We start from the raw sequence: 25,640 nt of genomic DNA, 5'->3' as shown, positions 1-25,640 counted from the left end.
GGCACTATTCTGGAGATCTTTAGAAGGGGCTAACGTTTAAAAAGAACCGGGATAACCAGCCAACTGTCTGGGCTTCGCCCTGGGCGCCGCGACCCCGCGATTCAACGCGCACATTGGCCACTTGGGTGGAGCTGATCACGCTGCCGGGTTGCACCATGCGCGGGTCCACTGTGCCGGAGAAGCGCAGCACGTCCACGTTCTGGTTCACACCGATCTGCTTCTCACCGGTGACCACCATGTGGCCGTTGGGCAGCAGTTCCACCACGGTGGCGGTGATGGAGCCAGCGAAGGTGTTGGCACTCTCCGTGCCACCCTTGCCCGAGAAGTTGTTGTTGGTGGTCGCCCCGACGTTGAATTTGGCGAGCCCGGAGAGGTCGTTGAACGGCAGTGCCGTGACGGCACCATCGACCGAGGTGTTGCGGTTGACGGTGGAGGTGGACTTCTGGCTGGCGGTTACGTTTTCCACAATCTGGATGGTGACGGTGTCACCCACCTGGCGTGCCCGGCGGTCTTCAAAGGCCGGGCGGTACGCCACGGTTTGGTACAGGCTGCCAGTGTTGGGCCGCGCTGCGACTTGTGTGGTGGCAGGGGCTGCCGCGACACGGGGTTCGGCAAAGTCCACGGTGACTTTTTGCGGCAGTTGCTGGCAGGCGGTGGTCAGTAGCACAACGGCGGCGGTCACGGCCGTGGTGCGCAGCGAACGCAGCGCGGTGCAGGCCTGGGGCGTGTGGGTCATGGCTTAACTCGCAGGGTTAGAGCTGGCCGAGCTTCTGCAGCATCTGGTCAGAGGTCTGGATGGCCTTGGAGTTCATTTCGTAGGCGCGTTGCGTCTGGATCATGGTGACCAGTTCCTGCACCACGTTCACGTTAGACGTTTCCACAAAGCCTTGCATCAGGCCGCCCAGACCGTTCTCGCCAGCATTGCCGGCATTGGGCTGGCCCGAGGCGACGCTTTCGGCATACAGGTTTTGGCCCTTGGGCTCCAGGCCGGCAGGGTTGATGAAGCTGGCCAGGGTGATGGTGCCCACAGGTTGGGGCGCCGTGTTGCCGGGGACCTGAACGGTGACTTCACCGTTTTGCGCAATGGCCAGGCTGGTGGCATTGGCCGGTACGGTGATGCCGTTGAGCACGGGCAGCCCGCCCGAGGTGACCAGGCGGCCCTGGTTGTCGAGCTGGAAGGCGCCATCGCGGGTGTAGCCCACGGTGCCGTCGGACATGGTGACCTGGAAGAAGCCGTTGCCCTGGATGGCGACATCCAGGTTGTTGCTGGACTGCTGCAGATTGCCCTGCGAGAAGGAGCGGCTGGTGGCGACCGTGCGTACGCCCAGACCGATTTGGAGGCCGGTGGGAAGGACCGCCTGTTCATTCACGGCGGTGCCAACCTGGCGCAGGTTTTGGTACATCAGGTCTTCAAACACCGCGTGCGATTTTTTGAAACCGTTGGTGGACACGTTGGCCAGGTTGTTGGAAATGACATCCAGCTGCATTTGCTGGGCTTCCATGCCGGTTTTGGAGATCCAGAGCGAGTTGATCATGTTATGTCTCCTGTAGAGCCGCCTCAAAGGAGGCATGCGCCCCCTTGGGGGGCAGCGAATGTGAATGAGCGCGGGGGTTCACAGCTTTTCCTGGTGGTTTAGCCTTGCAGGCTCAGCAGTTGGCCGGCTGCGCGGTCGTTAGATTCGGCGGTTTGCATCAGGCGCATTTGTGCTTCGAACTGGCGGGCGGTCTGGATCATGCCCACCATGGCTTCGATGGCGTTGACGTTGGACCCTTCCAGCATGCCGGGGTGTACGCGCGCGGTGTCTTCGGTGTTGAGTGGTTCACCGGACAAGGCGCGAAACAGGCCATCGTCCCCGCGTTTGAGCGGGTCTTCGGCCGTAGGCACCACAAGTTTGAGGCGGCCCACGCTGTTGGCGGGTTGGTTGCCAATCTTGGCGCTGATATTGCCGTCTGGGCTTATGCTCACATCGGCCCCTGCCGGGACGGTAATCGCGGAGCCGTCACTGGAGAGCACTTGCAGTCCGTTGCCCGTGGTCAGCACACCTTCGGGATTCACTTCAAAGTGGCCGTTGCGGGTGTAAGCCTCGTTGCCGTCCAGGCCTTGCACCGAGAACCAGGCGTCTCCCAAAGCCATGGCATCGAGGGCGCGGTCGGTGCGCATGGCGGGGCCGGGTTTGGTGGAGTGCCCGGCCGATGCTTCCAGGGCGAAAACCCGTGTGGTGGCCCCCTCTCCACGCAATGGAACGGCGCGGTAGGTGGCCAGCTGGGCCCGAAAACCGTTGGTGGAGACATTGGCCAGGTTGTTGGACAGGACCGCCTGGCGGTTCGCAGCCGCATTGGCTCCCGTCATCGCCGTGTAGATCAAACGGTCCATGGTGCGTTAGCTCCGGTTAGCGCAGGTTGACCAGGGTCGACATGATCTGGTCCTGCGTCTTGATGGTCTGGGCGTTGGCCTGGTAGTTGCGCTGGGCGGTCATCATGTTGACCAGTTCGGCGGTCAGGTCGACGTTGGAGTCTTCTAGCGCGCCAGCGCGCAGCTCGCCAAACTTGCCGATGCCGGGCTCACCCAGCACGGGTTGTCCGGAGGCAAAAGTCTCCACCCAGTTGCCACCGCCGGTAGGGGTCAGGCCTTGCACGTTGCGGAAGTCGGCCAGTGCAATCTTGCCCTGAGCCTGGCTTTCACCGTTGGAGTAGCGGGTCATGATGACGCCCGAGGGATCGATGCTGATACCGGTCAGTTCGCCAGCGGTATAGCCATCTTGCGTCAGGTTGGACACGGTGAAGGCCGTGCCGTATTGCGTGGCGCCGCTCAGGTCCAGCGTGGCGTTGAAGGGGCCGATCGCCACGTTGGGCGAGGTCAGTGTCAATGTCTGCGGTGCGGCGGGGGTAACCAGGCCGCCGTTGACATCGAATGTCATCTGGAAAAGGCTGCCTGCGGCTACTGTTGCCAACTGGGGGTTGGCGGCATAGATGCCGGTACCTGCTGCGGCAAACGTGGCCCGTTGGTCCGGGCCAGGGTTGGCGGTGTTCCAGGTGGTGTTGGCGTTGTGCGTGGCGTAGGTGGCGGCGTTGGTAGCCAAGGCCGCTGTGCCTGCCGCCAGGGTGGTGGAGTCAAAGACCTCCCAGGTATCGGTAGCGACGGCGGGGTTGGCGGTCAGGTCCGGTCCGGTTTTGACAAAGTACAGGCTCACTGGGACTTCCACACCTTGGGAGTCAAAGGCGGTGAGGGAGGTGCCGTAGGTGCTGATGGGTGTGGGCGGCGTGACGCTTGCTGCGACACGTGCACGGGCATCCAGATTGAATTCTGCGGTGATTTCGGTGGTGACCTGGGCTGGAATCGGCGCCCCTGTGGGAATAGAGATGATTTGCGGGGTCACGCTGGTGGCGTTGCCCAGCAAGTCGGTGGGGTAGCCCATCACGTTGGCGCCGGTGTTGGTGAGGATGTTGCCATCGCGGTCCAGCTTGAACTGGCCATCGCGGGTGAAAGCGGTCGATCCGTCGGGCATGGTGACCTGGAAGAAGCCACCGCCGTTGATGGCGACATCCAGGCTGTTTCCGGTGATGTTGATGTTGCCTTGTGAGAACTGCTGTGCAATGGTGGCCACCGACACGCCGATGCCCGCACCTTTGGAGGCGCCACCGGCGGCACCCAGCGATGACGCCACCAGGTCGGCGAACTCGGCGCGGGACGATTTCATGCCGACAGTGTTGGCGTTGGCGATGTTGTTGCCAATCACGTCCAGACTTTTGCTGGAGGCGTTCAAGCCGGAGAGACCTGTTTGAAAGCTCATGGTGTTTCCTCTGGGGTGCGGTTGGTGAGAGTTACAGAATCGACTTGACGTCGGTGTAGGCCACGGCGTTGCGGCCTGCCAGTTCCAGCGTCATGTTGCCGTTGCTGGACCCGACGGCCACTACCGTGTCATGGGCCAGCGCCGTGTTGGTGACGGCGACGCCCTTGAGTGTGGCCGTGACCTTGAAGGTGGGGGCGCCCGTGCCTTGGTAGGTGGATGCATCCCACCGGAAACCATGCATGCCAGCGTCTTGGGCGCCCAGTTCGAACTTGTCGAGCACCTGCCCGCCAGGGGACAACACTTGCACGGTCACCTTGTCCGCCTTGGTGGCCAGGTCTACCGCACCCGCTGCCACACCATCCTTGATGGTGAGGGTGTTGGACTCGATCAGCACGCCTTTGCCCACCAGCGATGCGCCCTGCAGCACCTGCATGGCGCTGAACTGGGTGGACATGCTCTTCATGGTGTCGTTGAGCTGCTGGATGCCCGAGACCGTGTTGATCTGCGCCATCTGGCTGGTCATCTGGGCGTTGTCCATGGGGTTCATGGGGTCCTGGTTGTTCAGCTGGGCCACCAGAAGTTTCAGGAAGCGGTCTTGCTGGGCTGCCGCGTCGGTTTGTTTGCTGGTGCTGCTGGTGTTGACCAGTGCGTTGACATCGGTGGAGGAGCTGACGCTGGTAACCATGGTGGTCTCCTGGTTTATTGACCCATTTGCAGGGTCTTGAGCAGCAGCGTCTTGGCTGTGTTCATGACTTCCACATTGTTTTGGTAAGAGCGGGAGGCAGAGATCATGTTGACCATTTCTTCTACCGGGTTCACGTTGGATTGGGTGATGTAACCCTCCGCGTCCGCTGCGGGGTGCATGGGGTTGTGCACGCGTTTGAAGGGCTCGTTGCTCTCTTTGATGGAGCTGACCTTGACGCCCGAGGACGCCGGGGATTCCATGGGAACGGTTTCAAAAATAACCTGGCGGCTTTTGTAGGCTTGCCCATCGGGCCCTGCCACCGCGTCTGCGTTGGCCAGGTTGCTGGCGACGACGTTCAGACGCTGGGATTGCGCGCTGACCGCGCTGCCAGACACATTGAAGATAGAAAACATGGACATGATGGGCCTCGTGGATCAGGTGGTCGCTTCATTGCCCCTGGATGGCGCTCAAGATCGTCCGGGAAGAGCCGTTAATAAAGCGAAGGGTGGCTTCGTAGCGCACCGAGTTGTCAACAAAACTGGCCCGCTCGCGGTCCAGGTCCACACTGTTGCCATCCATGGCAGGTTGGGTCTGCACGGTGTAGTCGAGCTTGCCGCTGCCGCCGGAGCTGTCTGCTGCGCTGCTGGGCAATGGAATGTGGCGGGTGTGGGTGGTTCCCGCAGAAGTCATGCTTTGGCTGGTGCTGGGTGCCAGTGTCATGCCGGAATCGCCCAGGGCCTGGCCCATGGCTTGTTTGAAATTGATGTCGCGTCCGGTGTAGCCGGGCGTGTCGGCGTTGGCAATGTTGCTGGCAATCACCCGCTGGCGTTCGGCGCGCAGCACCAAAGCTTTCGATTGAAAGTCCAGGGCGTTGGTCAGATTGGCAAACATGGCATACCTCAGCGAAGAGCGTCCTTGCACTACGGGTGTAGGGCTTGGGGCGTGCGGCAATTATGGGAAAAGCTTGAATTTTTTAGACGTGGAATAGCGGGGTGAATGGGGCATATTTGCAGCCCTCGTGTTGGGTGTTGCTACCTATAGTGATGGCCTGAGTTGTCCCGCCCCCGTCGTATTGCGGGGCGGCACACAGGTTCCACTCTGGAGTTCACCATGCCGCTTTTTTCTGTGCTCAAACACCATGCCTTTGCGCGTGGTTTGGGTGTGTTTGCGCTGGCCTGTGCCGGGTTGCCTTGGGCGCAGGCGCAGGATGCAGGTCTGGAGGCCTTGCGGCTTGAGGCTCAGCGCTGGGTGAATGAGGCGGTGCAGAAGTCGCAGCCTCCTGGCGCGAATCTGCGCATGCAGGCCGAAGTCGGGCCGCTGGACAGCCGCTTGCGCTTGGCGGTGTGCGGCAACATCGAGCCACATTTGCCAGCAGGGAGCCGCTTGTGGGGGCGTAGCCGTGTGGGCCTGCGTTGTGTGGACGGGGTGACGCGCTGGAACATTACCTTACCCCTGGTGGTCAAGGCGACCGGAAAAGCCTGGGTCATGCGTGGCCATGTCGCTGCGGGTGCGATGGTGACAGAGGCGGACGTGATGGAGTCCGAGGTGGACTGGGCTGAAGACGCCAGTCCGGTGTTGGCTGATCGCACGTTGTGGGTGGGGCAAACGGCGTCCCGCTTGCTCAGTACCGGTCAAACCCTTCGGCAGGGGATGGTCAAACCGGCGCAGGTATTTCAGGCCGGGGCCTCTGTGCGGGTGCTGGCGCAGGGGCCTGGTTTTCAGGTCAGCAGCCAGGCCCAAGCCCTGTCAGCCGGCGTTGTGGGTCAGTTGGCCCGCGTACGGATGGAAAACGGACGCGTTGCATCGGGCGTGGTACTGGACGTACGCACAGTAAAAATTGAGCTTTAAGCGGCTTTATTTGTGCAAAAAACCCTAAAGTCAGTCATGATGCGGCCGATAACTACTGTACGAGGCTACGCCTACCGTAGTTTTGGAGAACGCGATGAAAATAGGTCAACCCCCAGAAATCCCCGCTTCCGTGTCGCCCACGGTGTCTGGTGCCGCCCAAAAAGCAGCCCAAAACGCCAATGCGAGCACTGCTGCTACCAGCAAAGCGACACAAAGCACTCGCGCTGCGGGCGTGGCCGTGACCGTTTCCACGTTGGCCCGTTCGCTGGAGAAAACCGAGCGCAGCGAGTCGGCAGACATCGACACCCAGAAAGTGGCCAGCGTGAAAGCCTCCATCCAGGATGGCACCTACGTGGTCAACGCCGAAGCCATTGCCGACAAATTGTTGTCCAACGCGCAGGAAATGCTGAACCGCTCCGCGCGGTAAACAGGGCCTGCGCACTCATTGAAGTGCGAGGTACCTGATATGTCACAACCTACCCTGAAAACCACGCTCAGTGCGCTTGAGTCGCAGCTGGGTCTTTTGTCGTTGGCGCTGAAAGACGGCGCGGTCGACGACATGGCGCTCCAGGCCCAACAGTTCCAGTCGCTGGTTGTGGAGGCCAACGCCTTGTTGGCGCCGTGGAAACCTCTGGGTGCCCATATGCAAGAAGTCGACGCGGCCCGTTTGCGTGCCTTGGGCGCGGGGCTGGCCCGGGTGAGGGAGCACATGCTGCGTCGCCAGGCGCTGGTGGAGCAGGCGCTGCATATGGTGGTGCCTGCCTTGCACACTCCGGTGTATGCCGCCGCCGCTGGGCCCTACGGTCGCGGGACCCAATCATCGGGGCGATTTCAGGCATTCAGCGCCTGAGGTGGCAGCGCTCAGTGTGAGCGCATCTTGGCCCGCAAGCGGGCGATGGATTGGCTGTGCAGTTGGCAGATGCGCGACTCTGTCACCTCTAGCACAGCAGCAATTTCCTTGAGGTTCATGTCCTGCTCGTAGTACATGCTCATGATGTACTGTTCACGCTCGGGCAGCGTCTTGATGGCCGCGACCAGCGATTCCCGCAGCCGCTGGTCACGCAGCATGTTGAGGGGGTCGGCATCGGAATCGGCCACGTGCCGGTCCAGAAAGGTGTCGTCATCGTCATCGCGACGTGACATATCTTCTAGGTAGACCAGCTGCGTTCCACGGACCTTGCCCAGCAGGCTTTGGTAGTCGGCCAGGCTCATGCCCAGCTCCGCCGCAATTTCTGACTCCGCAGGGCTGCGGCCCAATTTGTGTTCCAGGCGGCGCAGGGCCACTTCAATTTCTTTTTGGCTCTTGCGTGAGCCGCGCGACATCCAGTCGTTTTCACGCAGCTCATCGAGCATGGCGCCGCGAATGCGCTGCGTGGCAAAGGTCTCGAACTGCACCCCCTGCGAAGCCTCGTACCGCGTCAGTGCATCGGAAAGTCCAATCAGACCGACTTGGATCAAATCGTCCACCTCGACGCTGGGCGGCAGTTTTGCCATCATGTGGTGCGCCAAACGCCGCACCAGGGGCTGGTACTGCTTGATCAGCGCGCTGCGGTCTAGCTGGCCTTTGGCGGTGTACATCAATGTCTCCCCACCAAGCGGGCACTGCCCAGGTGTGCTGCGCCAGATGCGGGCGCCCAGGCAGCATCCAAGGGCATGGCGTTTTCTAGCAGGCCCAAAGCCAAGCGCTCGGTGCTGGCGCTGGGGCGGTCATCTGCCCCGGGCGCGGGGATCGTGAATGCATTCACTTCGTAATCCAAAAAATACTTGGCATAGTCACGCAAGCCGTTGCTCGCAGTCTGTATGCCAGGCTGTGAGGATACGGCATGTGGGGCAGGGAGCACATTCACAATAGTAGGCTCAAGCCTGCCTTTGAGCAACAAACGCTTGAGCGCCAGATAGCTGGTCAGCAGCGAGGCTTTGGCCGTTGAGACGGTCAGGACAGGCCGCACCGAGCTGCCTGTGAGCAGGGGAACCAGGGATTGCGCTGTGCTGTAAACAATAACTACGCTTTCATGCGGGAACATCCAGCCGGTATCGGTCAGGGTCTGGCTGTGGGGCGCCTGTTTATGAGCCAGAGACTGCAGTCCCCAAGCCGCGGGAATAACACTCCAAGAGGGCGCGTCTGATAGCGCATCGGGGGCATGGCTGTAGTCCAGCAACTGTTCCAGCCCGGGGTTGTCGGTGCTCTCGCGCACGGTGCCGTCCAGCACGACAACGGGGTACCCAAAACCTACCAATGCGGCGCACAGGCGCAAAAGCAAGGGCAGCTCTGCCTGTTCGTCGCCATGCGCGACCATGGCCATGAGCTTGGGGCTTGGCGTCACCGCCAGGTCCAACAAGCCTGCTGCTTGGTTGCTGGGGCGTTCAAGCATCCATGCGCCCCTTGGCTGCACCCTGGCTGCTGCTGGCGGGCTGGCTGAAGAAAAAGCCCAGGTCGCTGACCTTGGGGTCGTAGGCCGAGATACCTGCGGTGCGCATGGACATGCGCACCAGCTTGGCTGCCACTGCAGACTCCCAGTCTTCCGGAACCCGCTGGCCTGTGGTGATGCCGCGCAACAGCAACTGGTGGCGAATGGCGGCGTCAATGGCGGGGCCCAACTTCACGGCTTCGTCAATCTTGGAGAAGATGGCTTGCTGTGAGGTGTTGGTTTTGAAGCAGTTGACGGCCTCGTCCAGCGTGTCGCCATGGCCGCCGGCGTTGAGTACGAGCAACCGTTTGATGGCGGGCAGGTCCAGCAGTTCCATGAGTTCGCGCTTGCGCGGATCCCGCGGCGCGATGCCGGTGGTGTCGATGAGCACCATCTTCTTGTTCGACAGCAGGCCCAACAGGTCTTGCAGGGCCGCTTTGTCGTGTGCCAAGTGGGCTACCACGCCCAGCATCTTGCCGTAGGCGCGCAGCTGTTCGTGGGCGCCTACGCGGTAGGTGTCCAGGGTGATGAGCCCCACACTGCCCGGGCCGTGGGTGCGTGCGCACAAGCCCGCCAGTTTGGCGGCGGTGGTGGTTTTGCCTACACCCGTGGCGCCGATCAGGGCAAATACGCCACCCTCTTCGTGCAGGGCTGGCGTTCCCGCATCGGTACGCAGGTTACGTTCTAGTACATCCATGACCCAGCGCACCGACTCCGCCGCATCCATATCCTCTGGCATCCGTTCCAAGATAGCGCGCGCCAGGGTTGGGGAGTACCCGGCGCGAATCATCTTGAGCATCATGTTGGACTGGATGGGGTTCTGGCGCGCCTGTCCCAGCCAGGTAAGGGTGTTGAAACGGTCTTCAATCAGTTCCTTCATGGCATGGAGTTCATCCATCACGCCTTTGCTCACGGCTGCGGTGGCGGGCAGGGTTTGGGGTTTGCGCACGGCAACTGGCCTGGGTGCGGCGGGTGCCACATCTACGGCAATGCGCTGTGTCAGTGCTGGGGGGCGCGGGCGCTCCGGGGCTGCTGGAGCTGGGGTTGGCAGGGTTTCCGGGGCTGCGCCTTGTCCCGCTTCATGCCGGCGGCGCAGCATGCGCTCGCGCACATAGTCCTGAAAAGACAAAGTGCTCATGGCCAATTGCTCTGCGTCTTCTTCCACCTTGCTCGCGACCTCTTGGTAGCTTGCGGGTGGGCTTGGGCGGCGCTGTGCGGTTTGGGGTTTGCCGGATGCCGGCGCGACTGCGCGATCCAGGCTGGCCAAGGTGTCCTCTGCGGTCGCGACCACTTCCACGCCATGCTCAGTGGGACGGTTGGACAGGATCAGCGTGCCCTCGCCAAAGGCCAGTCGGGCCTTGGCCAAGGCTTCGCGGGAGGTTGCGGCGGTAAAACGTTGGATGTTCATGGTGTGGCACCTCGGAGAATCGGACCAATGCGGATGGTGTGGGTTTCAGGAATTTCGCTGTGGGCCAGCACTTGCAGGCGTGGCGCCACACGGCGCACCAGGCGCGAGATGGCGCCGCGGATAGGGTCAGGTACTAGCAGACAGGCGGGGACACCGATTTCTTCCTGCTTGAGAGCGGTTTCTGCTGCGGTACGGGTCAGCATGTCGGCCACCCCGGGGTCCAGTGCAGGACCGGAGGCGCTGCCCAGGGCCTGTACCAGCAGGCGCTCCAGGCCTGGGTCAATGGCAATCACGTTGAGCTCCCGAGTCGGACCGTAGATTTGTTGCACGATGGCGGGCGACAACGCAATACGCACGCGTTTTGCCAGCTCGACCGGGTCGGTGGTCGCAGTCGCGTGTTCGGCAATCGATTCGATGATGGTCCGGATGTCGCGGATGTGCACCGATTCGTCCAGCAGCAGCTGCAATACTTTTTGGAAAACTGCGACCGAGACCATTTTGGGTACGACTTCTTCGATCAGTTTGGGGGCCAGTTTTGCCACGTGTTCCACGAGTTGTTGTGTCTCTGTTCGGCTCAGCAACTTGGAGGCCTGAACTTGCATCAAGTGTGACAAATGGGTGGCCATGACAGTCTCGGAATCAACCACCGTAAATCCCGCCATTTGCGCCGCTTCCTTCTGGCGTTCGTCGATCCAGTGGGCGGGCAAGCCAAAGGCGGGGTCGGTGGTGGCAGTGCCTATCAGCGGGGTGGTAATGCCGCCGGGGTTGATCGCCAGGTACATGCCGGGAAACGCCTCGCCTTCACCCACAATGACGCCGCGCAGGGTAATGCGGTAGGCACTGGGTTTGAGCTCCAGGTTGTCACGCACATGGACGGCAGGGGGCAGGAAGCCCACTTCTTGCGCAAACTTGCGGCGTACACCTTTGATGCGATTGAGCAGGTCACCTTGGCGGGTTTTGTCGACCAGTGCAATGAGGCGGTAGCCCAATTCCAGTCCCAGCTGGTCCACGGGTTGCAGGTCATCCCAGGACGCTTCACCGTCACCCACGGGCGGCGGTGCCTGGGTCTGTGGATCCACGGGAATCGGCTTGTGGGCCAAGACCCAGGCGCCATAGGCCAGCACTGCGGCAATGCTCAAAAAAACCAAGTGCGGCATGTTGGGAATGATGCCCAGGATGAACATGATGACGGCTGTGACACCCAAAACCTGGGGCGATACAAACATCTGCCCGACAATCTGTTTGCCGATGTCTTTGTCCTTGCCCACGCGCGAGACCACCATGGCCGCAGCCACCGAGATCAGCAGGCCAGGGATCTGGGCAACCAGAGCGTCACCAACCGCCAGCAGGATGTAGGAGTTGGCCGCCTGGCTGGCGCTCAGGTCGTGTTGCAGGATGCCGATGGCGAAGCCGCCAAAGATGTTGATCAGCAAAATCAAAATGCCGGCCACCGCATCACCGCGTACAAACTTGGATGCACCGTCCATGGAGCCAAAAAACTCGGCCTCTTCGCCAATTTCGGCGCGGCGGCGTTTCGCTTCCTTTTCGTCAATCAGGCCCGCGTTCAGGTCTGCATCCACCGCCATCTGCTTTCCGGGCATCGCGTCCAAGGTAAAGCGGGCTGACACTTCGGCAATCCGCTCGGAGCCTTTGGTCACCACCACAAAGTTGATCACGACGAGAATTGCAAAGACGATCAGACCGACGGCAAAGTTGCCGCCAATCAGAAAGTGGCCAAAGGCCTCAATCACGGCACCGGCGGCACCCGGTCCGGTATGGCCTTCGAGCAGCACCACCCGCGTAGAGGCCACGTTGAGCGACAGGCGCATCAAGGTTGTGAGCAACAGGACTGACGGAAAGGCGGCAAAGTCCAGCGGGCGAACCATATAGGCTGCCACCATCATCACCATCAGCGCCACGGCGATGTTGATGGTGAAAAATGCATCCAACAACAGAGGTGGCAGGGGCAGCACCATCATGGCCAGAATGGCCACGACCAGCATGGGGGCGGCTGCACCCTGGAAGGCGGTGGAGTTATTGCCCAGCCACTGTTGCAGCGATTTGATTTGCGCGTTCATGCGGTGGTCGCCTTCAGGGTGTTGGACTGGGGATCCAGTTCAGGGGGGACATAAGGTTGGGGCACGTCCTGCGGCATGCTGCCTTCGCCGCGCAATGCGGCACGCACGCGGTAGACATAGGCAAGTACTTGCGCCACGGCGGTGTAGAGCGCGGAGGGGATGTCCTGGTCCAGTTCTGCGTTGGCATACAGTGCGCGGGCCAGCATGGGGGACTGCAGCACTGGCACCGAATGTTGCTTGGCCACATCCCGGATCTTCATGGCCAGTAGGTCGGCACCCTTGGACACCACCCGAGGTGCATGCATGGTTTTCTCGTCATAACGGATAGCCACCGCAAAGTGGGTGGGGTTCATCACCACAAAGTCGGCTTTGGGTACGGCATTGACACTGCTCCTCTGTGCCAGTTCGCGTTGTTTCTGGCGAATCTTGCCTTTGAGTTGTGGGTTGCCATCGGATTCCTTGCTCTCTTCCTTGACCTCTTGGTGGGACATCTTCATCTGGTCTTTGTGCAAGAAGGACTGCAGCGGCACGTCCACCATTGCAGCAAGAAACACCACCAGCAACAGCAAGCCGACGCCCCCTGTAATCCATTGGGTCATGTGTGCGATGGCAGCACTCGACGGTTGGCGTATCAAGGAGGCCATGGTTTGCAGGCCGGAACTCAGAAACCAAGTCGCAATCGCAAACAACACGCTGGTGATCAACAGCATCTTGAGCGTGTCAAGCATCTTCTTCTTGGTGAACATATTGGCCAAACCCGACAGCGGGTTGAGTCGGCTGAAGTCTGGCATCAGGGGCTTGAGGCTGTTGACCCAGCCGCCCGATGCCACCGCTGCCAGGATGGCCGCGGCCATCACAATGGCTGCGAATGCCACGCAACCGGCAAGCCCGATGGTGGAGGCCTCGCCCAATCGCTGCAACATGCTGCCGGGGCGCATGACGGTGGATGCATCAAAGGACAATTGCTGTCCCATGCTGCGCTTGAGGTGGTCAAAAAGGATGGGGGCCAGTACCAGCACGGCCATGGCGCCAGAACCCAGCACCGCCAGATGCGAGAGGTCTTGCGAGCGACCGACTTGGCCGTCATCACGCGCTTTTTTAAGCTTGCGCTCTGAGGCGGGTAGGTTGCGGTCTTGGCTGCCTTGGTCCATGGTGAAGAAGCTCTCGGGTTCTCACCATTGTCGCGACCGACTTCTGAAACTAAAGTGCAATAAGCGGGGCATTCCCCCGCTTATTCGGGGGTGCTTTAAAAGCCCAGACTGGCGAGCAAATCGTCGACCTGGGATTGGTCGGTCACTACGTCCTGGTTGGCCTGGCCGGCTACCACCGGGCCGGCCAGTGCAGGCACATATTCGGAGGCGGTGGGCACAGCCACTTTGGCGTCAGCTGGCGCGGTTTGCAGTAGCAACAACACCAACTGCTCTTCGATGGTGGCAGCCAGTGTCACCACCTTGGCGATCACTTGGCCGGTCAGGTCGTGAAAGTCCTGCGCCATCATGATCTCGGTCAGATGGCTGTCTACCTTTTTGCTGGCCTGCTCCACATCGTTGATGAAGTTCATCACGTGGCCCTTGGCGACGGCGCCCACCGGGTCTTTCACGATCAGCTCGCCAATGCGGCGGGTTTCTGCGGCAATGTGGTCATGTTGGGCCTTGGCCTGGTCCACCTGGTTGAGCACTTTTTCGGCAGCTTGGCCGGTCAGGCGGGCGATATAGGACAGCCGGCTCTTGGCATCGGGCAGTTCCCCGGCCCAGTCCTTGACCTTTTCAGCCAGTCCCAAGCCATTCAGGGAGTCGTGCAACTGGCGGGTCAGGGCGCCGAGTTGCTGGTGGACTTCGCCAGTGGAGAGTTTTGCGGCAGGAAGGTGCGCGGCGTCAGACATGCTTACTTCAAGCCCATTTTTGTCAGGATGTGGTTCACCTTGTCTTCCAGTGTGGCTTTGGTGAACGGTTTGACGATGTAGCCAGCCGCACCTTGTTGGGCCGCCAGCACAATGTCTTCTTTGCGGGCTTCTGCCGTCACCATCAGCACGGGCAGGTGTTTGAGTTTGTCGTCTTTTTTGATTTCTGCCAGCAATTGGAACCCATTCATGTTGGGCATGTTGATATCGCTAACCACGAAGTCAAAGGTGCTGGCACGGAGTTTTTGCAGGGCGACGACCCCATCCTCGGCTTCATCAGCCTCGGCATACCCACTTTCCTTGAGCAGATTGCGAACAATTCTGCGCATGGTGGAGAAGTCATCAACAACTAGAAAGCGCAATTCTTTGGACATAGATAACCTTTAACCAGGCAATTTTCGAATTTCTGCAAGTATGACGTAATTTTTGCGGGGTCAAGGGCTTGATTTTGCCTCTGTGGCGGCCCCGTTGCCAGCGCTTTCTTCCCCCGCGTCCAGGGCAATCGTTTTGCTGCCCAGCAGGCGCTCTTCTGCGTCCTTGGTCATCACCAGAATACTGATGCGTCGGTTGCTAGGGGCGAGTGGATTGTCTGGCTCCAGCGGCAAGCATGGATGCCATGCCCACCACCCGTGCCAGCTTGTTTTCGGGCATGCCCGCGGCAATCAGTTCCCGCCGTGATGCATTGGCCCGGTCGGCAGAGAGCTCCCAGTTGCTATAGCCACGTGCCGCGTTGCCATAGGCCAAGCTGTCGGTATGGCCATCCAGGCTGATCTTGTTGTCCACATCCAGCAGGGCGCGCCCGATCTCGCTGAGGATGTCGCGCATGTACGGTTTGACCGATGCACTGCCGCTGTCGAACATGGGGCGGCGCTGGTCATCCACGATCTGGATTTGCAGGCCGTCAGGGGTTATCTCCAGCTTGATCTGGGAGCTGAACTCGGCCATTTTGGGGTTGTTGGAGATGGCGCCTGCAATCTTGGCGGCCAGTGTGGCCAAATCTTTGGCGTCTTTTTTAGCCCGCTCCACTTTGGCCTGGTCACCCGACATCTTTTTGGCTGTCTTTTCTTCGCCATCACCGCGGCGTGATTGGCCCGCCTGTTGCGTCAAGTCGTTGCCGCCGCCGGTGATGATGCTGTTGCTGGCGCCAGCCCCTGCGCCTCCTTGGAGCGCCACCTTAAGGGGCGACTGAAAGTAGTCGGAAATGCCTTTCTTGTCGCCCTCGGTGGTACTGCCCAGCAGCCACATGAGCAAAAAGAACGCCATCATGGCGGTCACGAAGTCGGCGTAGGCGATTTTCCAGGCGCCACCATGCGCAGCGTGGCCGCCCTTCTTGACCCGCTTGATGATGATGGGCTGAAGTTTTTTGGCGTCTCCAGCCATGCTCAGGCGCTCCTGCGCTTACTTCTTCTTGACATACGCTTCCAGCTCAGAGAAGGTGGGGCGCTCGGTGGAATAGAGCACTTTGCGGCCAAATTCAATGGCGGTGGACGGGTTGTAGCCTTGCATGCTGGCGAGCAGAGTGGTTTTGATGCACTGGAATTCCTTGCTGCCTTCTTCGACCTTTTGCTCCAGCAAGCCGGCCAAAGGCTCCGCAAACGCATATGCCAACAAGATGCCCAGGAATGTTCCCACCAGCGCCGAACCGATCATGCCGCCTAGCACGGCAGGGGGCTGGCCCACCGAGCCCATGGTGTTCACCACACCCAACACGGCGGCCACAATGCCGAACGCCGGCAAGCCGCCGGCAATGCGCTGGATGGCCGCCACAGCGGCATGTTCTTCGTGGTGGTGGGTTTCGATTTCGCTGTCCATCAGCGACTCGATTTCGTGGGCGTTGAGGTTGCCCGAGACCATCATGCGCAGGTAGTCGGTGATGAACTCCACCACGTGGTGGTCTGAGCCGACCGTGGCGTATTTTTTGAAAATCTCGGATTGCTCGGGCTCTTCGACGTCTTTTTCAATCGCCATCAGCCCTTCTTTGCGGGCTTTCTGGAGGATGTCAAACATCAGCGCCATGAGCTCCATGTACCGCGCCTTGGTGTATTTGCTGCCCTTGAAGCAGGCGCCCAGGCCGGCCATGGTTTTCTTGATCACCTTCATCTGGTTGTTGGCCAGAAAGGCGCCCACCGTAGCCCCCCCGATGGTCAGCATTTCCCAGGGCAGGGCTTTCAAAATCACACTGATGTTTCCGCCGTGGATGATGAACACGCCGAACACACAGCCCAGACAAACAAGCCAACCAACGATTACAAACATAGGCGCATTGTGACAGGGAGGCCAGAAGCCTCAAGGGTGGAAGAAGCGGGCCTTTTCGGTCCGTCTCTATCATATCGTCGCAAGTTCGCTTGGCTTGAATTTATTGCCAAATTGGCACCTAAGCGCCGTGGGTATTGCGCAAGAAGCTATAAAAATAATAGCATCTAGTGGAGCAAAATACCGCCTGCGGTAGAGCCTTTGCCCGCACGGGCTGGGGGCGAGCACAGGCCGCACTCGAAGTGGCGGGAGTTTTCATAGGCTTCCGACACAAAGTGCCCGCCGCACTTGGAGCATTTGGTCATGGACAGCATGTTGTTGTCGATGAACTTAACCAGGCGCCAGGCGCGCGTGATGGACAACAAGGGCTCCACGCCGCAGGCGGCAATTTGCTCGGTGTACAGCCGGTAGGCGGCCATGATGGCATCGATGTCCTCCATGGCGCTGACCTTGGTCAGGTACTCATAGGTGTTCTGAAACAGCGATGCATGGATATTGGGCTGCCAGGTCAGAAACCATTCGGTAGAGAACGGCAGCTGCCCTTTGCTGGGGGAGCGCCCAGCCACTTCTTTGTAGAGGCGCAACAGGCGCTCGTAGGACAGGTCGGTTTCGCTCTCCAGTACCTGCAGGCGGGCGCCCAGCTGGATCAGGGAAACGGCGCGCTCCACTTGCTTGGAGTCGTTCAAAACACTTTTTTGGGTAGCCATGGTGCTGCTCCTGCGGTGCGTGGGGTCAGACGGCTTCGGCAAAACGGCCGGCCATCAAGATGCTGGCGTGCAGCTTGGTGGTGGCGTCGTTGTCGACCTTGGTCGCAGAGTGGTTGGTCAGCAGGTTCCAGACCATGTCGTCATCCACCCGGAAACGGCACAGCAGCATATTGGTGGAGGCAATACGCATGATCTGGGCGGGAGACAGTGTGCTGATCATGTCCGCCGCTTCCTCAGACATGCCCAAGCGAAACAGCGCTTCGGCCTTGTCCTGGCGGATCAGGTTTTGGGCCAGCATCAGGTAAGTCATATTGGCTTCCCGGATCTCGGCGAGTAGTTGTTCCTTGCTCATAGTCGACTCCTGTTTGGGGGCGATTCATGTGAATCACCATGGAGCGAATTCTGGTTGGGTAGCGCAAAAAACTGAATTGGAAAACGGCTAATCCGCGTGTCAGAAACGCGAACATCGCCTGTAGGGGGAATTCCTACATGCGCCGAGTATTGAATTAAATTGCGCGAATACGTCTTGCCCTGACGTAGCGCCGGGTGCGAAGATTTGCGGTAGCTAAAGAGACTTATCGACAGGCCATGCCGAAACTGAAGATGCGATTCCAGCCATCAATGGCGGTGAGCATCCTCCCCGCGCATGGGCGTGTTGGCAGCGCGGCGCTTGCGTGCGAACGCGCTTACTGGCGCAGCAAGGCGAGCACGCCTTGCGGAAGCTGGTTCGCTTGCGCCACCATGGCAGTACCTGCCTGCTGCAGGATCTGGGTGCGCGACAGGTTGGCGGTTTCCAACGCAAAGTCCGCATCTTGAATCCGCGAGCGCGAGGCACTCAGGTTTTCGGCCATGGTTTGCAGGCTGGCAATGGTGTTCTCAAAACGGGACTGCAATGCACCAAACTTGGCACGTTGGCCTGCGATAACCTGAATGGCGGCATCCACCGTGCTTAGCGTGCGGGTGGCGGAGTCGACGGTGGCTACGTCCAGTGTGTCTACGGTTTGCAATTGGCTGGCACTGGTCGCTGCCAAAAAGAAGTCTGTGACAGGCGGTGGGCCCACGGGATCGTTGACCGCTGCATTGACCATGCCAAAAGACTTGTCGGAGTCCAATGTCAAGGTCCCTGTTACGTAAGTGGCATTGTTCGGCGCATTGGGTATGGTTACGCCACCTACGGCCAGCGCCGTCGATGTCGCGGGCACTTCAATCACGATGTCCTCGCCAGCTGCGTTTGTTATGGAGATTCCAGTCCCTGCAGCATTGAGTTTGGCTGTTACGCCTGTCGTGGAGCTCTTTTCATTAAAAGCGGCCACCGCGGCAGACAAACCATCGCCGTCGAGTGCGCCTACGGTGAATGCCACCGTCGTGGCAACCGTATTGTTGGAGCGCATGGTGAGCGAATAACTTGTGTTAGCGGTAAAGCTGGTCAAGTCGATTTCGGTGCGCGCTGTCGCGGAGACGCCGGTAGTGCCCGACTGTGCATTGATAGCAGCCGCTAGGCTTTTTGCCGTTTGTCCTGCCGTGATCCCTATGGTCGCGGAGCCGGATGATCCATCAATACGGAAAGTCGCGTCCGCCGCGATAGGGCTGGTTGCGCTGATGTCTGCGGCGGGCGTTGCCTGCGATGCGCGGGTTCCCGCGGTTGATCCCGTGACCAAGTCGCCAGGACCGCCTGCGGTGGCTGCCACCAACGAGCCGATGCGATGGTTGCCGTACTTGTTGGTGCTGAAGTTGCCAGTCGTCGCAATGATGGTCTGGTTGGCATTGGCGCCAACTTGGAAGGTGGCCGAGGTGAAGCTGCCGTCCAGAATGTTTTGTCCGTTGAATTGTGCGGTCTTGGCAATGCGGTCCAGTTCTGCAGTGAGTTGACCCACTTCGGCGTTCAGTGCAGCGCGGTCGCTGGCGCTGTTGGTGGCGTTGGCGGACTGCACGGCCAGTTCGCGGATGCGCTGCAGCGTGGCAGATGCACTACCCAATGCGCCTTCAGCGACTTGGGCCAAAGAGATGCCGTCGTTGGCATTGCGGGCGGCCTGGTTCAGGCCGCGCACCTGGGACGTCATGCGTTCTGCAATGGCCAGGCCGGCTGCATCGTCCTTGGCGCTATTAATGCGCAGGCCCGAAGACAAGCGCTGCATGGACGTGCTCAACGAACTTTGCGATGTGGCCAAGTTCCGCTGCGCATTCAGCGATTGAATATTGGTGTTGATAGTTGAGGCCATTGCGTAACTCCTAAAAAGATATGAAATCAGCGTCGCCGCCGATTGCAAAGCCTGCTGACCTGCAGACAATCAGTAACGATGGGTGAATTCTGGAGACGCCCGCTAGGCCTATTTGGCGGATAAGCGCCGCAAAAGCGGCCCAAATTGCCTGCGGATGGCAATTCTTAATAGGGGTAAACCCTTATATCCAGGGATTGGCTGGTGCAAGCCCCGCTTTTCTGTTTTCCGGGGGGCATGCGCTGTGATATTGCAAGTCCGTTTTGCAAACGCCCTAAAGTTTTCCACGTACCACCCGAAAACAATTGCAACGGGCTCATAGCGGGCTCGTCGTCCGGAAGGCGTCAGGGTCGGCGCACCGGTCATGGCGGTCAGCAGCAATGCTGACGTTGAGATCGGCATTTCGCCGGAGTACGTGAGTTTTTACTAGGAGTTATCAAAATGGCAGCCACCATCAATACCAACATCAACTCGTTGACAGCCCAGCGCAATTTGACAGCCAGCCAGTCTTCTTTGAGCACTTCGATCACACGCCTGTCCTCTGGCTTGCGCATCAACAGTGCCAAGGACGATGCCGCCGGCCTGAGCATCTCCGAGCGTTTCACTTCCCAAATCCGCGGTCTGACGCAAGCAGCCCGCAACGCCAACGACGGCATCTCTTTGGCGCAAACCGCTGAAGGTGCTTTGGGTGGTGCCGGTACCATCTTGCAGCGTATCCGCGAACTGGCCGTGCAGTCTGCCAACGCCACCAACAGCGCCAGCGACCGCTCCGCGTTGAACCAAGAAGTTTCGCAGCTGACTTCCGAACTGAACCGCATTGCACAAACCACCCAGTTCAACGGCCAAAACCTGTTGGACGGCAGCTTTGCCAGCGCGACGTTTCAGGTCGGTGCCAATGCCTACCAAACCATTACCGCCACAACCGCGAACTTCACGACTGAAAAGTACGGCAACAACCGTGTGGGCTCGGTAGTGGCTGCATCTGCCGGTGCGGCGGGTGACTTGGTGGTGGGTTCCACGGCAGGCGCCAACGCCACAACCGCAACCGCGACAGATACGATTGCCGGAGACACGGTGACGGTGAACGGTGCCTCCGGTACCACGACTGTGACTTATGCAGCTGGTGCGAGTGCCAAAACTGTGGCGTCGCTGTTCAATGCGCAATCCGGTATTACCGGAGTGACCGCCACAGCTCGTACCGAGGTTGACCTCACCGCGTTGAGTACTGCAGGCTCTTTCTCGATCAATGTGACCTCTGACAACGGTACCGCTGTCGCGGTGTCGTTCAGCACGGGTGCTGCACTGAACGCGGATGGATTGGCCTCTGCGGTTCAGGCCTTCAACGAGAAGACCTCGCAAACCGGTGTGACAGCCAAGCTCAATGCCGCCGGCACAGGCTTGACCCTCACCAACGCCAGTGGCAACGACATCGTGTTGGAAAACAACTCGGCGACAGCAACCTTGTCAGCGGGTGCGGTGGCGATGGCTGCTGTGGGTGGCGATGCGGTTGTCAAGGGCGCAGTGACCCTGGATTCCGACAAGTCGTTTGGTATTGCCAACACGGCCCAGGCTGCCGGTATCGGTTATTTCACCGGCGCAACCTCTGCCAGCCAGCTGCAGGCAGTGAGCACACTGGATGTGTCGACGGTGGAGTCCGCAACACGTACCCTGTCCACGGTAGATGCCGCCATCGGCGCTGTGGCCAGCCAGCGCGCCAAGTTCGGTGCTCTGCAATCTCGCTTTGAGACCACAATCTCCAGCTTGAATACAACGTCTGAAAACCTGAGCGCATCGCGTTCGCGGGTGCAGGATGCGGACTTCGCGGTTGAAACCGCCAACCTGTCCCGTGCCCAGATCCTGCAGCAGGCTGGTACCGCCATGGTGGCGCAGGCCAACCAGTTGCCTCAGGGCGTGCTGGCCCTGTTGCGTTAAGACTGGCAAATCAAGGCTTCGCGGTTCATACTGCGAAGCCCGGGAGCGGCGACGGGCTTGGGCTTGTCGCCGCTTTGGTTCTGGAAACTGGCCTTTTTCCGGGCTTTGGGGTGGTGTAGAAGACGCAAAATCCAAGGCTATAGATTGAACAAGGGGCTCCTATGGCTACCATTTCATCCCTCGGCATTGGCAGCGGCCTGGATTCCGAGTCCATTGTGACCAAACTGGTGGCATTGGAGAAGCAACCCCTGAAGACGCTGGAGACAAAAGCCACTTTTGTTCAGCAGCAGATCTCGGCTTTTGGCCAGATCAAGTCCCAGTTCTCCGCTTTGGCCGATGCGGCGGCGGCGATGTCCTCTGCCAGCGCATGGGCGGCTCGCAACGGCTCCTCTTCCAATACCAACGCGGCAGCCATCACAGTCACCTCCACAGCCGCCGCTACCTCGTTCACGCTGGATGTCGACCAGTTGGCGAAGTCGCAATCTGTTGCGTCTGCCCCGATTACTGCCGGATCTGCGGTCGGCGCGGGAACGCTGGTGTTGCGGCTTGGCAAGTGGACGACCGGTCCGGCAGACTTCACGCCCGCCGCTTCCAGTGCGGATGTGAGCATTGATGTGACCGCGTCGGATACCGTGGCCACTATTGCTGCCAAGATCAATGCCACCAATTCTGGCGTGGTTGCCACTGCATTTAATGATGGGACGCAGGACCGCCTGCTGCTGCGATCCAAAGATACCGGTGAGGCCTCTGGTTTCCGCGTGCAGACCACCGTGGATGCGGACACCATAACCAACGATGACGCAGGACTCTCCCGTTTGTCGTTTGACCCGGAGTCGGGGGCATTTGGCATGGCTGGCGCCTCGGCTGGCGCCATTCAATACGGTACCGACGCCAAGGCCCGTATCAACGGACTGGCCGTTACCTCCAAGAGCAACACGCTGACGGGGAATATTCCTGGAGTCACCATCAGCCTGCTGGCGACCACTACGACCAACTACGGCCTTCCTGGTGAGGTGTTGACGCCTGCCACACTGACTGTGAGCGAGGACGTTACGCTGGCTGTTAAAAACGTGCAGAATTTTGTGACTGCTTACAACGCGCTGGCCAAAACCCTGGCCGACATCACCAAGTACGACGACGCTACCAAGACGGCCTCCTTGTTCCAAGGTGATTCGACTATTCTGGGCATGCAAAGTGTCCTGCGCAGCATGGCGGGTTCTGTGAGTACAGGCAGTGCTTATCAGCGCCTGGCCGACGTGGGGTTGACGCGCGAACTGGATGGCACCCTGTCCATGAATACCACCAAACTTGCGGCGGCGGCCAACAACGGGACCGAGCTGCAGAAGCTTTTTACGACCGACAACAAGAATGCCCAGACCAACGGATTTGCCTTGAAATTCAAGGAGTTGGCCCAGGGCGTGCTAGCCACCGGGGGGGCTGCCAAGAACAAGGGCGAGGCCTTGGAGGGCGTCCTGAAGCGCAATATCGAGGAACAAACCCGTGTTACCAACCGGGCGGCCACGTTTGAAGCTCGCCTGCGCAAACAATACAGCGCGCTGGATGCCAAGATGGCCAGTTTGTCGGCGCTAGATGCTTATGTGACCCAGCAGGTCGCCACCTGGAACAAGTCCACCAGCTAAATGGCCGACGTTGATGGTGCAATGATCTGAGAGAAGGACTTTAGTTGGTCAACAGACTGCCGATACTAAGTACAAGAAACTAAGGATCTGCACTATGTTTACCTCTGTTCACAGCCGCACCGCCGCCGCCTACAAACGGGCCAGCGTAGAGGCGAGTGTGGAGATGGCTGACCCTCACCAGCTGGTGACCTTGCTTTTTGAAGCGTTGCAACGCCACATTGCCGCGGCCAAGCTGGCCTTGCAGGCCAAGGATGTGCCCCAGAAATGTAAGCAAATTGGTGCGGCCGTACGGATTTTGGAGGAGGGCTTGAAGGCCCCTCTGGATCTGGAGCGTGGTGGCGAGATTGCCGCGAATTTGAATGCCTTGTACGACTATTGCGTGAATCGTCTGGTGTTGGCCAACGCGCGCAACGATGAGGCGGGTCTGGATGAAGTCGCGGGTTTGATTGAACCTGTTGCCAATGGTTGGAAGCAAATTCAGGGAAAAACCCCTGCCTATCTGCGTCCGGTGTGAGTCGGGAGTACACCACATGCCTTTGATGTTGATTGACTACTACAAAGCCATTGAAGACAGCAGTGCCAAGATGCTGGAAGCCGCCAAGGCAGAAGATTGGGATGGCGTGATGCGCTTTGAAGGGGCTTGCGCGGTGCTGATTGAGCAGCTGCGCGAGCGGGCGCGCAGCGAGGAGCTTGACACACATGCCCGGGCTGAGAAGTCCAAGATCATGCGCCGCATCTTGCACAACGATGCGCAGATTCGGTACTTGGCAGAACCTTGGCTCACCCACTGTGAGCACAAGTTAGAAGGGCAGCCTGCTTTTTTGCACTAACAGCAGGTTCGTCAATCGCCGTTCCCAAAGCGGCATAACCGGGGTATTTGGGGTGTTGTTCGGAGGCTCTCCAGGCAGGGGCGTCCGTAAGATGGTGGCCGATACGGCTCTATCCCAACACCTCGCACATGGTTGCCCCACCATCGTTACCCCCTGATGAACTGAAGCTGGCCTTGCGCCAGCTGCGGACGGCGTTCGTCACCGTAGCGATCTTCAGCGGGTTTTTGAACCTCATGATGTTGGCGCCCTCGCTCTACATGATGCAGGTGTATGACCGGGTGCTCAGCAGCCGCAACGAAACTACCTTGGTGGTACTGACGGTATTGATTCTCGGGGCCTACCTGTTTATGGGGGCGCTGGAGACGATTCGCTCTTGGGTGCTGATTCGTGTGGGCGCGCGGCTGGATGATGTTCTGGGTCTGCGGGTTCTGGGGGCCACCTTTGAGCGGGTGCTGCGCCAACCTGGCAACAGCACGTCGCAGCCCCTGCACGACTTGGGGACTTTGCGCCAAACCCTCACCGGTCCGGGCCTGATTGCCGTATTCGACGCCCCATGGGCCCCTGTGTATCTGGTGGTTATTGCCCTGTTTTCGTCAGAGGTGGCCGTGTTTACCCTGGTGGGGGCATTGATACTGATTGTGCTGACCTGGCTCAATGAAAAGTTGGCCAAAAGCAGTCTGGCTGAGGCTCAGAAGTTCAGCATGCAGGGCCAGCGAGAACTCAGCAGCCATCTGCAAAATGCAGAGGTGATTGAGGCAATGGGGATGCTGGGCAACATCCAGCGACGTTGGCGCAAAGCGCATCAACAAGAAATTGCATTGCAGGCCAAGGCCAGCGACCGGGCCGCGGTGATGGGCAATGTATCCAAGTTTGTTCGGGTCTCCATGCAGTCGCTGGCCTTGGGCTTGGGAGCACTTTTGGTGCTGGAGGGGCGCCTGACCCCGGGCATGATGATTGCCGTTTCCTTGCTCACCAGCCGTGCGCTGGCACCGGCGGAGTCGGTGGTCGCCCACTGGGCGGGGCTGGCGGCCGCGCGGTCGGCGTACTTGCGTTTGCGCGAATTACTGGGGGCTTTCCCTGCCCGTGCCGCATCTATGCCGTTGCCAGCGCCCACGGGGCAGGTCACCTTTGAGGGGGTCGCGACTGCTGCCCCCGGCACACGCCAGGCGATCATCAAGCAGATCAGTTTCTCGCTGCAGGCCGGCGACTCGGTGGCCGTGATCGGTGCCAGCGGGGCTGGGAAATCCACGTTGGCCCGCCTGTTGGTGGGGGTGTGGCCTGCATTGGCCGGTACGGTGCGACTGGACGGTGCCGATTTGTTTCGCTGGAGCAAACAAGACCTGGGACCGCATATTGGCTACTTGCCGCAAGACATTGAGTTGTTCGATGGAACGGTGGCGGAGAACATTGCCCGATTCGGCGATGTCAACCCCGAATGGGTGGTGTTGGCGGCGCAGCGGGTGGGATTTCATGAGCAGATATTGCGTCTTCCCCAAGGCTATGACACCCCCCTGGGGCCTGGTGGTGCCTCTTTGTCCGGAGGGCAGAAGCAACGCATTGCCCTTGCGCGGGCGTTGTACGGCGACCCCGTCTTAGTTGTGCTGGATGAGCCCAACTCCAATCTGGATGACGCGGGTGAGAAAGCCTTGGCAGATGCCATTCGCGACCTGTCCAGCCGTGGCAGAACTTCTGTATTAATTACGCACAGACCCTCCGCACTGACCGTCGCCAACAAATTAATGGTGTTGCGGGACGGGGTTGTTGCTGCGTTTGGTCCGAGGGAGGACGTACTGACGGCCATCAATGCCAGGGCTGCGGAACTGCCGCCAAGCACGCCACCGCCGGGGCCGCCCAAAGGGGCCACGCCGCCCGTGCTGGTTGATAAGCCGCCACCCGCGCCCGCGGGTGGCTTGCCGCCGTTTAACCTGAAGTTCAACGACTGAC

The 25,640-nt window shown here is 59.9% G+C and carries 26 protein-coding genes and 1 pseudogene; 8 read left to right on the top strand and 19 right to left on the bottom strand.

Annotation, left to right across the window (positions count from 1 at the left end):
• Positions 1 to 19: 19 nt before the first annotated feature.
• The 7 genes from C5F53_RS11260 to flgB form a co-directional block, all read right to left on the bottom strand.
• Positions 20 to 736, bottom strand: a complete 717-nt coding sequence (locus C5F53_RS11260) for a flagellar basal body L-ring protein FlgH (RefSeq protein WP_105261445.1) — start codon at positions 734 to 736, stop codon at positions 20 to 22.
• Positions 737 to 752: 16 nt separating this feature from the next.
• Positions 753 to 1,535: a flagellar basal-body rod protein FlgG gene (gene flgG / locus C5F53_RS11255; protein ID WP_105261444.1), complete on the bottom strand. Its 783-nt coding sequence runs from the start codon at positions 1,533 to 1,535 to the stop codon at positions 753 to 755.
• A gap of 98 nt (positions 1,536 to 1,633) precedes the next feature.
• Positions 1,634 to 2,374: a flagellar basal body rod protein FlgF gene (locus C5F53_RS11250; RefSeq protein WP_105261443.1), complete on the bottom strand. Its 741-nt coding sequence runs from the start codon at positions 2,372 to 2,374 to the stop codon at positions 1,634 to 1,636.
• A 16-nt stretch (positions 2,375 to 2,390) separates the two neighbouring features.
• Positions 2,391 to 3,791, bottom strand: coding sequence for a flagellar hook protein FlgE (flgE, locus tag C5F53_RS11245; RefSeq protein WP_105261442.1), 1,401 nt, complete (start codon positions 3,789 to 3,791; stop codon positions 2,391 to 2,393).
• Between the two features lie 31 nt (positions 3,792 to 3,822).
• Entirely contained in the window at positions 3,823 to 4,476 is a 654-nt protein-coding gene (locus C5F53_RS11240) for a flagellar hook assembly protein FlgD (RefSeq protein WP_105261441.1), read from the bottom strand.
• A gap of 14 nt (positions 4,477 to 4,490) precedes the next feature.
• Positions 4,491 to 4,895, bottom strand: a complete 405-nt coding sequence (gene flgC, locus C5F53_RS11235) for a flagellar basal body rod protein FlgC (protein WP_105261440.1) — start codon at positions 4,893 to 4,895, stop codon at positions 4,491 to 4,493.
• Positions 4,896 to 4,923: 28 nt separating this feature from the next.
• Positions 4,924 to 5,367 carry a flagellar basal body rod protein FlgB gene (gene flgB, locus C5F53_RS11230; protein WP_105261439.1) on the bottom strand — a complete coding sequence of 148 codons (444 nt, stop codon included), beginning with the start codon at positions 5,365 to 5,367 and terminating at the stop codon, positions 4,924 to 4,926.
• Positions 5,368 to 5,586: 219 nt separating this feature from the next.
• Between flgB and flgA the strand changes: the two genes are divergently transcribed.
• The 3 genes from flgA to C5F53_RS11215 all read left to right on the top strand — a co-directional run bounded on the left by flgA (position 5,587) and on the right by C5F53_RS11215 (position 7,174).
• Entirely contained in the window at positions 5,587 to 6,324 is a 738-nt protein-coding gene (gene flgA, locus C5F53_RS11225; RefSeq protein ID WP_105261438.1) for a flagellar basal body P-ring formation chaperone FlgA, read from the top strand.
• 94 nt (positions 6,325 to 6,418) lie between these two features.
• Positions 6,419 to 6,751: a flagellar biosynthesis anti-sigma factor FlgM gene (gene flgM, locus C5F53_RS11220; RefSeq protein WP_105261437.1), complete on the top strand. Its 333-nt coding sequence runs from the start codon at positions 6,419 to 6,421 to the stop codon at positions 6,749 to 6,751.
• Positions 6,752 to 6,790: 39 nt separating this feature from the next.
• Positions 6,791 to 7,174, top strand: a complete 384-nt coding sequence (locus C5F53_RS11215) for a hypothetical protein (protein WP_105261436.1) — start codon at positions 6,791 to 6,793, stop codon at positions 7,172 to 7,174.
• An 11-nt stretch (positions 7,175 to 7,185) separates the two neighbouring features.
• On the opposite strand, the gene C5F53_RS11210 is transcribed toward C5F53_RS11215, so the two are convergent.
• The 12 genes and pseudogenes from C5F53_RS11210 to C5F53_RS11155 all read right to left on the bottom strand — a co-directional run bounded on the left by C5F53_RS11210 (position 7,186) and on the right by C5F53_RS11155 (position 19,297).
• Positions 7,186 to 7,902, bottom strand: coding sequence for an RNA polymerase sigma factor FliA (locus C5F53_RS11210; protein WP_105261435.1), 717 nt, complete (start codon positions 7,900 to 7,902; stop codon positions 7,186 to 7,188).
• A complete protein-coding gene (locus C5F53_RS11205; protein ID WP_105261434.1) occupies positions 7,902 to 8,696 on the bottom strand; it encodes a hypothetical protein in 795 nt (264 codons plus the stop codon). The genes C5F53_RS11210 and C5F53_RS11205 overlap by 1 nt, the downstream gene beginning before the upstream one ends.
• Positions 8,689 to 10,140 carry a flagellar biosynthesis protein FlhF gene (gene flhF / locus C5F53_RS11200; protein ID WP_105261433.1) on the bottom strand — a complete coding sequence of 484 codons (1,452 nt, stop codon included), beginning with the start codon at positions 10,138 to 10,140 and terminating at the stop codon, positions 8,689 to 8,691. The genes C5F53_RS11205 and flhF overlap by 8 nt, the downstream gene beginning before the upstream one ends.
• Positions 10,137 to 12,218, bottom strand: a complete 2,082-nt coding sequence (gene flhA / locus C5F53_RS11195; protein ID WP_105261432.1) for a flagellar biosynthesis protein FlhA — start codon at positions 12,216 to 12,218, stop codon at positions 10,137 to 10,139. Before flhA ends, flhF begins: the two co-directional genes overlap by 4 nt.
• The gene (locus C5F53_RS11190) at positions 12,215 to 13,369 is read right to left on the bottom strand and encodes a flagellar biosynthesis protein FlhB (protein WP_105261431.1); all 1,155 of its coding nucleotides are present in this window, start codon (positions 13,367 to 13,369) and stop codon (positions 12,215 to 12,217) included. Before C5F53_RS11190 ends, flhA begins: the two co-directional genes overlap by 4 nt.
• Positions 13,370 to 13,464: 95 nt before the next feature.
• A complete protein-coding gene (locus C5F53_RS11185; RefSeq protein WP_105261430.1) occupies positions 13,465 to 14,100 on the bottom strand; it encodes a protein phosphatase CheZ in 636 nt (211 codons plus the stop codon).
• A 2-nt stretch (positions 14,101 to 14,102) separates the two neighbouring features.
• A complete protein-coding gene (gene cheY, locus C5F53_RS11180) occupies positions 14,103 to 14,492 on the bottom strand; it encodes a chemotaxis response regulator CheY (protein ID WP_105261429.1) in 390 nt (129 codons plus the stop codon).
• Positions 14,493 to 14,552: 60 nt separating this feature from the next.
• Positions 14,553 to 15,498, bottom strand: a pseudogene (motB, locus tag C5F53_RS11175) (flagellar motor protein MotB).
• 18 nt (positions 15,499 to 15,516) lie between these two features.
• Positions 15,517 to 16,374: a flagellar motor stator protein MotA gene (gene motA / locus C5F53_RS11170; protein ID WP_105261428.1), complete on the bottom strand. Its 858-nt coding sequence runs from the start codon at positions 16,372 to 16,374 to the stop codon at positions 15,517 to 15,519.
• A 164-nt stretch (positions 16,375 to 16,538) separates the two neighbouring features.
• Positions 16,539 to 17,078 carry a flagellar transcriptional regulator FlhC gene (gene flhC / locus C5F53_RS11165; RefSeq protein WP_105261427.1) on the bottom strand — a complete coding sequence of 180 codons (540 nt, stop codon included), beginning with the start codon at positions 17,076 to 17,078 and terminating at the stop codon, positions 16,539 to 16,541.
• 25 nt (positions 17,079 to 17,103) lie between these two features.
• Positions 17,104 to 17,430, bottom strand: a complete 327-nt coding sequence (gene flhD, locus C5F53_RS11160) for a flagellar transcriptional regulator FlhD (RefSeq protein WP_105261426.1) — start codon at positions 17,428 to 17,430, stop codon at positions 17,104 to 17,106.
• 334 nt (positions 17,431 to 17,764) lie between these two features.
• On the bottom strand, positions 17,765 to 19,297 hold the full coding sequence (locus C5F53_RS11155; RefSeq protein WP_105261425.1) for a flagellin: 1,533 nt from the start codon (positions 19,295 to 19,297) through the stop codon (positions 17,765 to 17,767).
• Between the two features lie 438 nt (positions 19,298 to 19,735).
• Here C5F53_RS11155 and C5F53_RS11150 point away from each other — a divergent pair, with 438 nt between their 5' ends.
• The 5 genes from C5F53_RS11150 (at position 19,736) to C5F53_RS11130 (ending at position 25,639) form a co-directional block, all read left to right on the top strand.
• Positions 19,736 to 21,226 carry a flagellin gene (locus C5F53_RS11150; protein WP_105261424.1) on the top strand — a complete coding sequence of 497 codons (1,491 nt, stop codon included), beginning with the start codon at positions 19,736 to 19,738 and terminating at the stop codon, positions 21,224 to 21,226.
• A 161-nt stretch (positions 21,227 to 21,387) separates the two neighbouring features.
• Complete coding sequence (fliD, locus tag C5F53_RS11145) at positions 21,388 to 22,866, top strand: flagellar filament capping protein FliD (protein ID WP_105261423.1); 1,479 nt, start codon at positions 21,388 to 21,390, stop codon at positions 22,864 to 22,866.
• Between the two features lie 94 nt (positions 22,867 to 22,960).
• Entirely contained in the window at positions 22,961 to 23,380 is a 420-nt protein-coding gene (gene fliS, locus C5F53_RS11140; RefSeq protein ID WP_105261422.1) for a flagellar export chaperone FliS, read from the top strand.
• Positions 23,381 to 23,396: 16 nt separating this feature from the next.
• Entirely contained in the window at positions 23,397 to 23,696 is a 300-nt protein-coding gene (locus tag C5F53_RS11135) for a flagellar protein FliT (RefSeq protein WP_105261421.1), read from the top strand.
• A 128-nt stretch (positions 23,697 to 23,824) separates the two neighbouring features.
• Positions 23,825 to 25,639: a type I secretion system permease/ATPase gene (locus tag C5F53_RS11130; RefSeq protein ID WP_201740833.1), complete on the top strand. Its 1,815-nt coding sequence runs from the start codon at positions 23,825 to 23,827 to the stop codon at positions 25,637 to 25,639.
• Position 25,640: the final 1 nt, after the last annotated feature.

The sequence above is a fragment of the Rhodoferax sp. TS-BS-61-7 genome (assembly GCF_002943465.1).
Lineage (GTDB): Bacteria > Pseudomonadota > Gammaproteobacteria > Burkholderiales > Burkholderiaceae_C > Allorhodoferax.
This window is presented reverse-complemented; position numbering and strand designations above follow the sequence as displayed.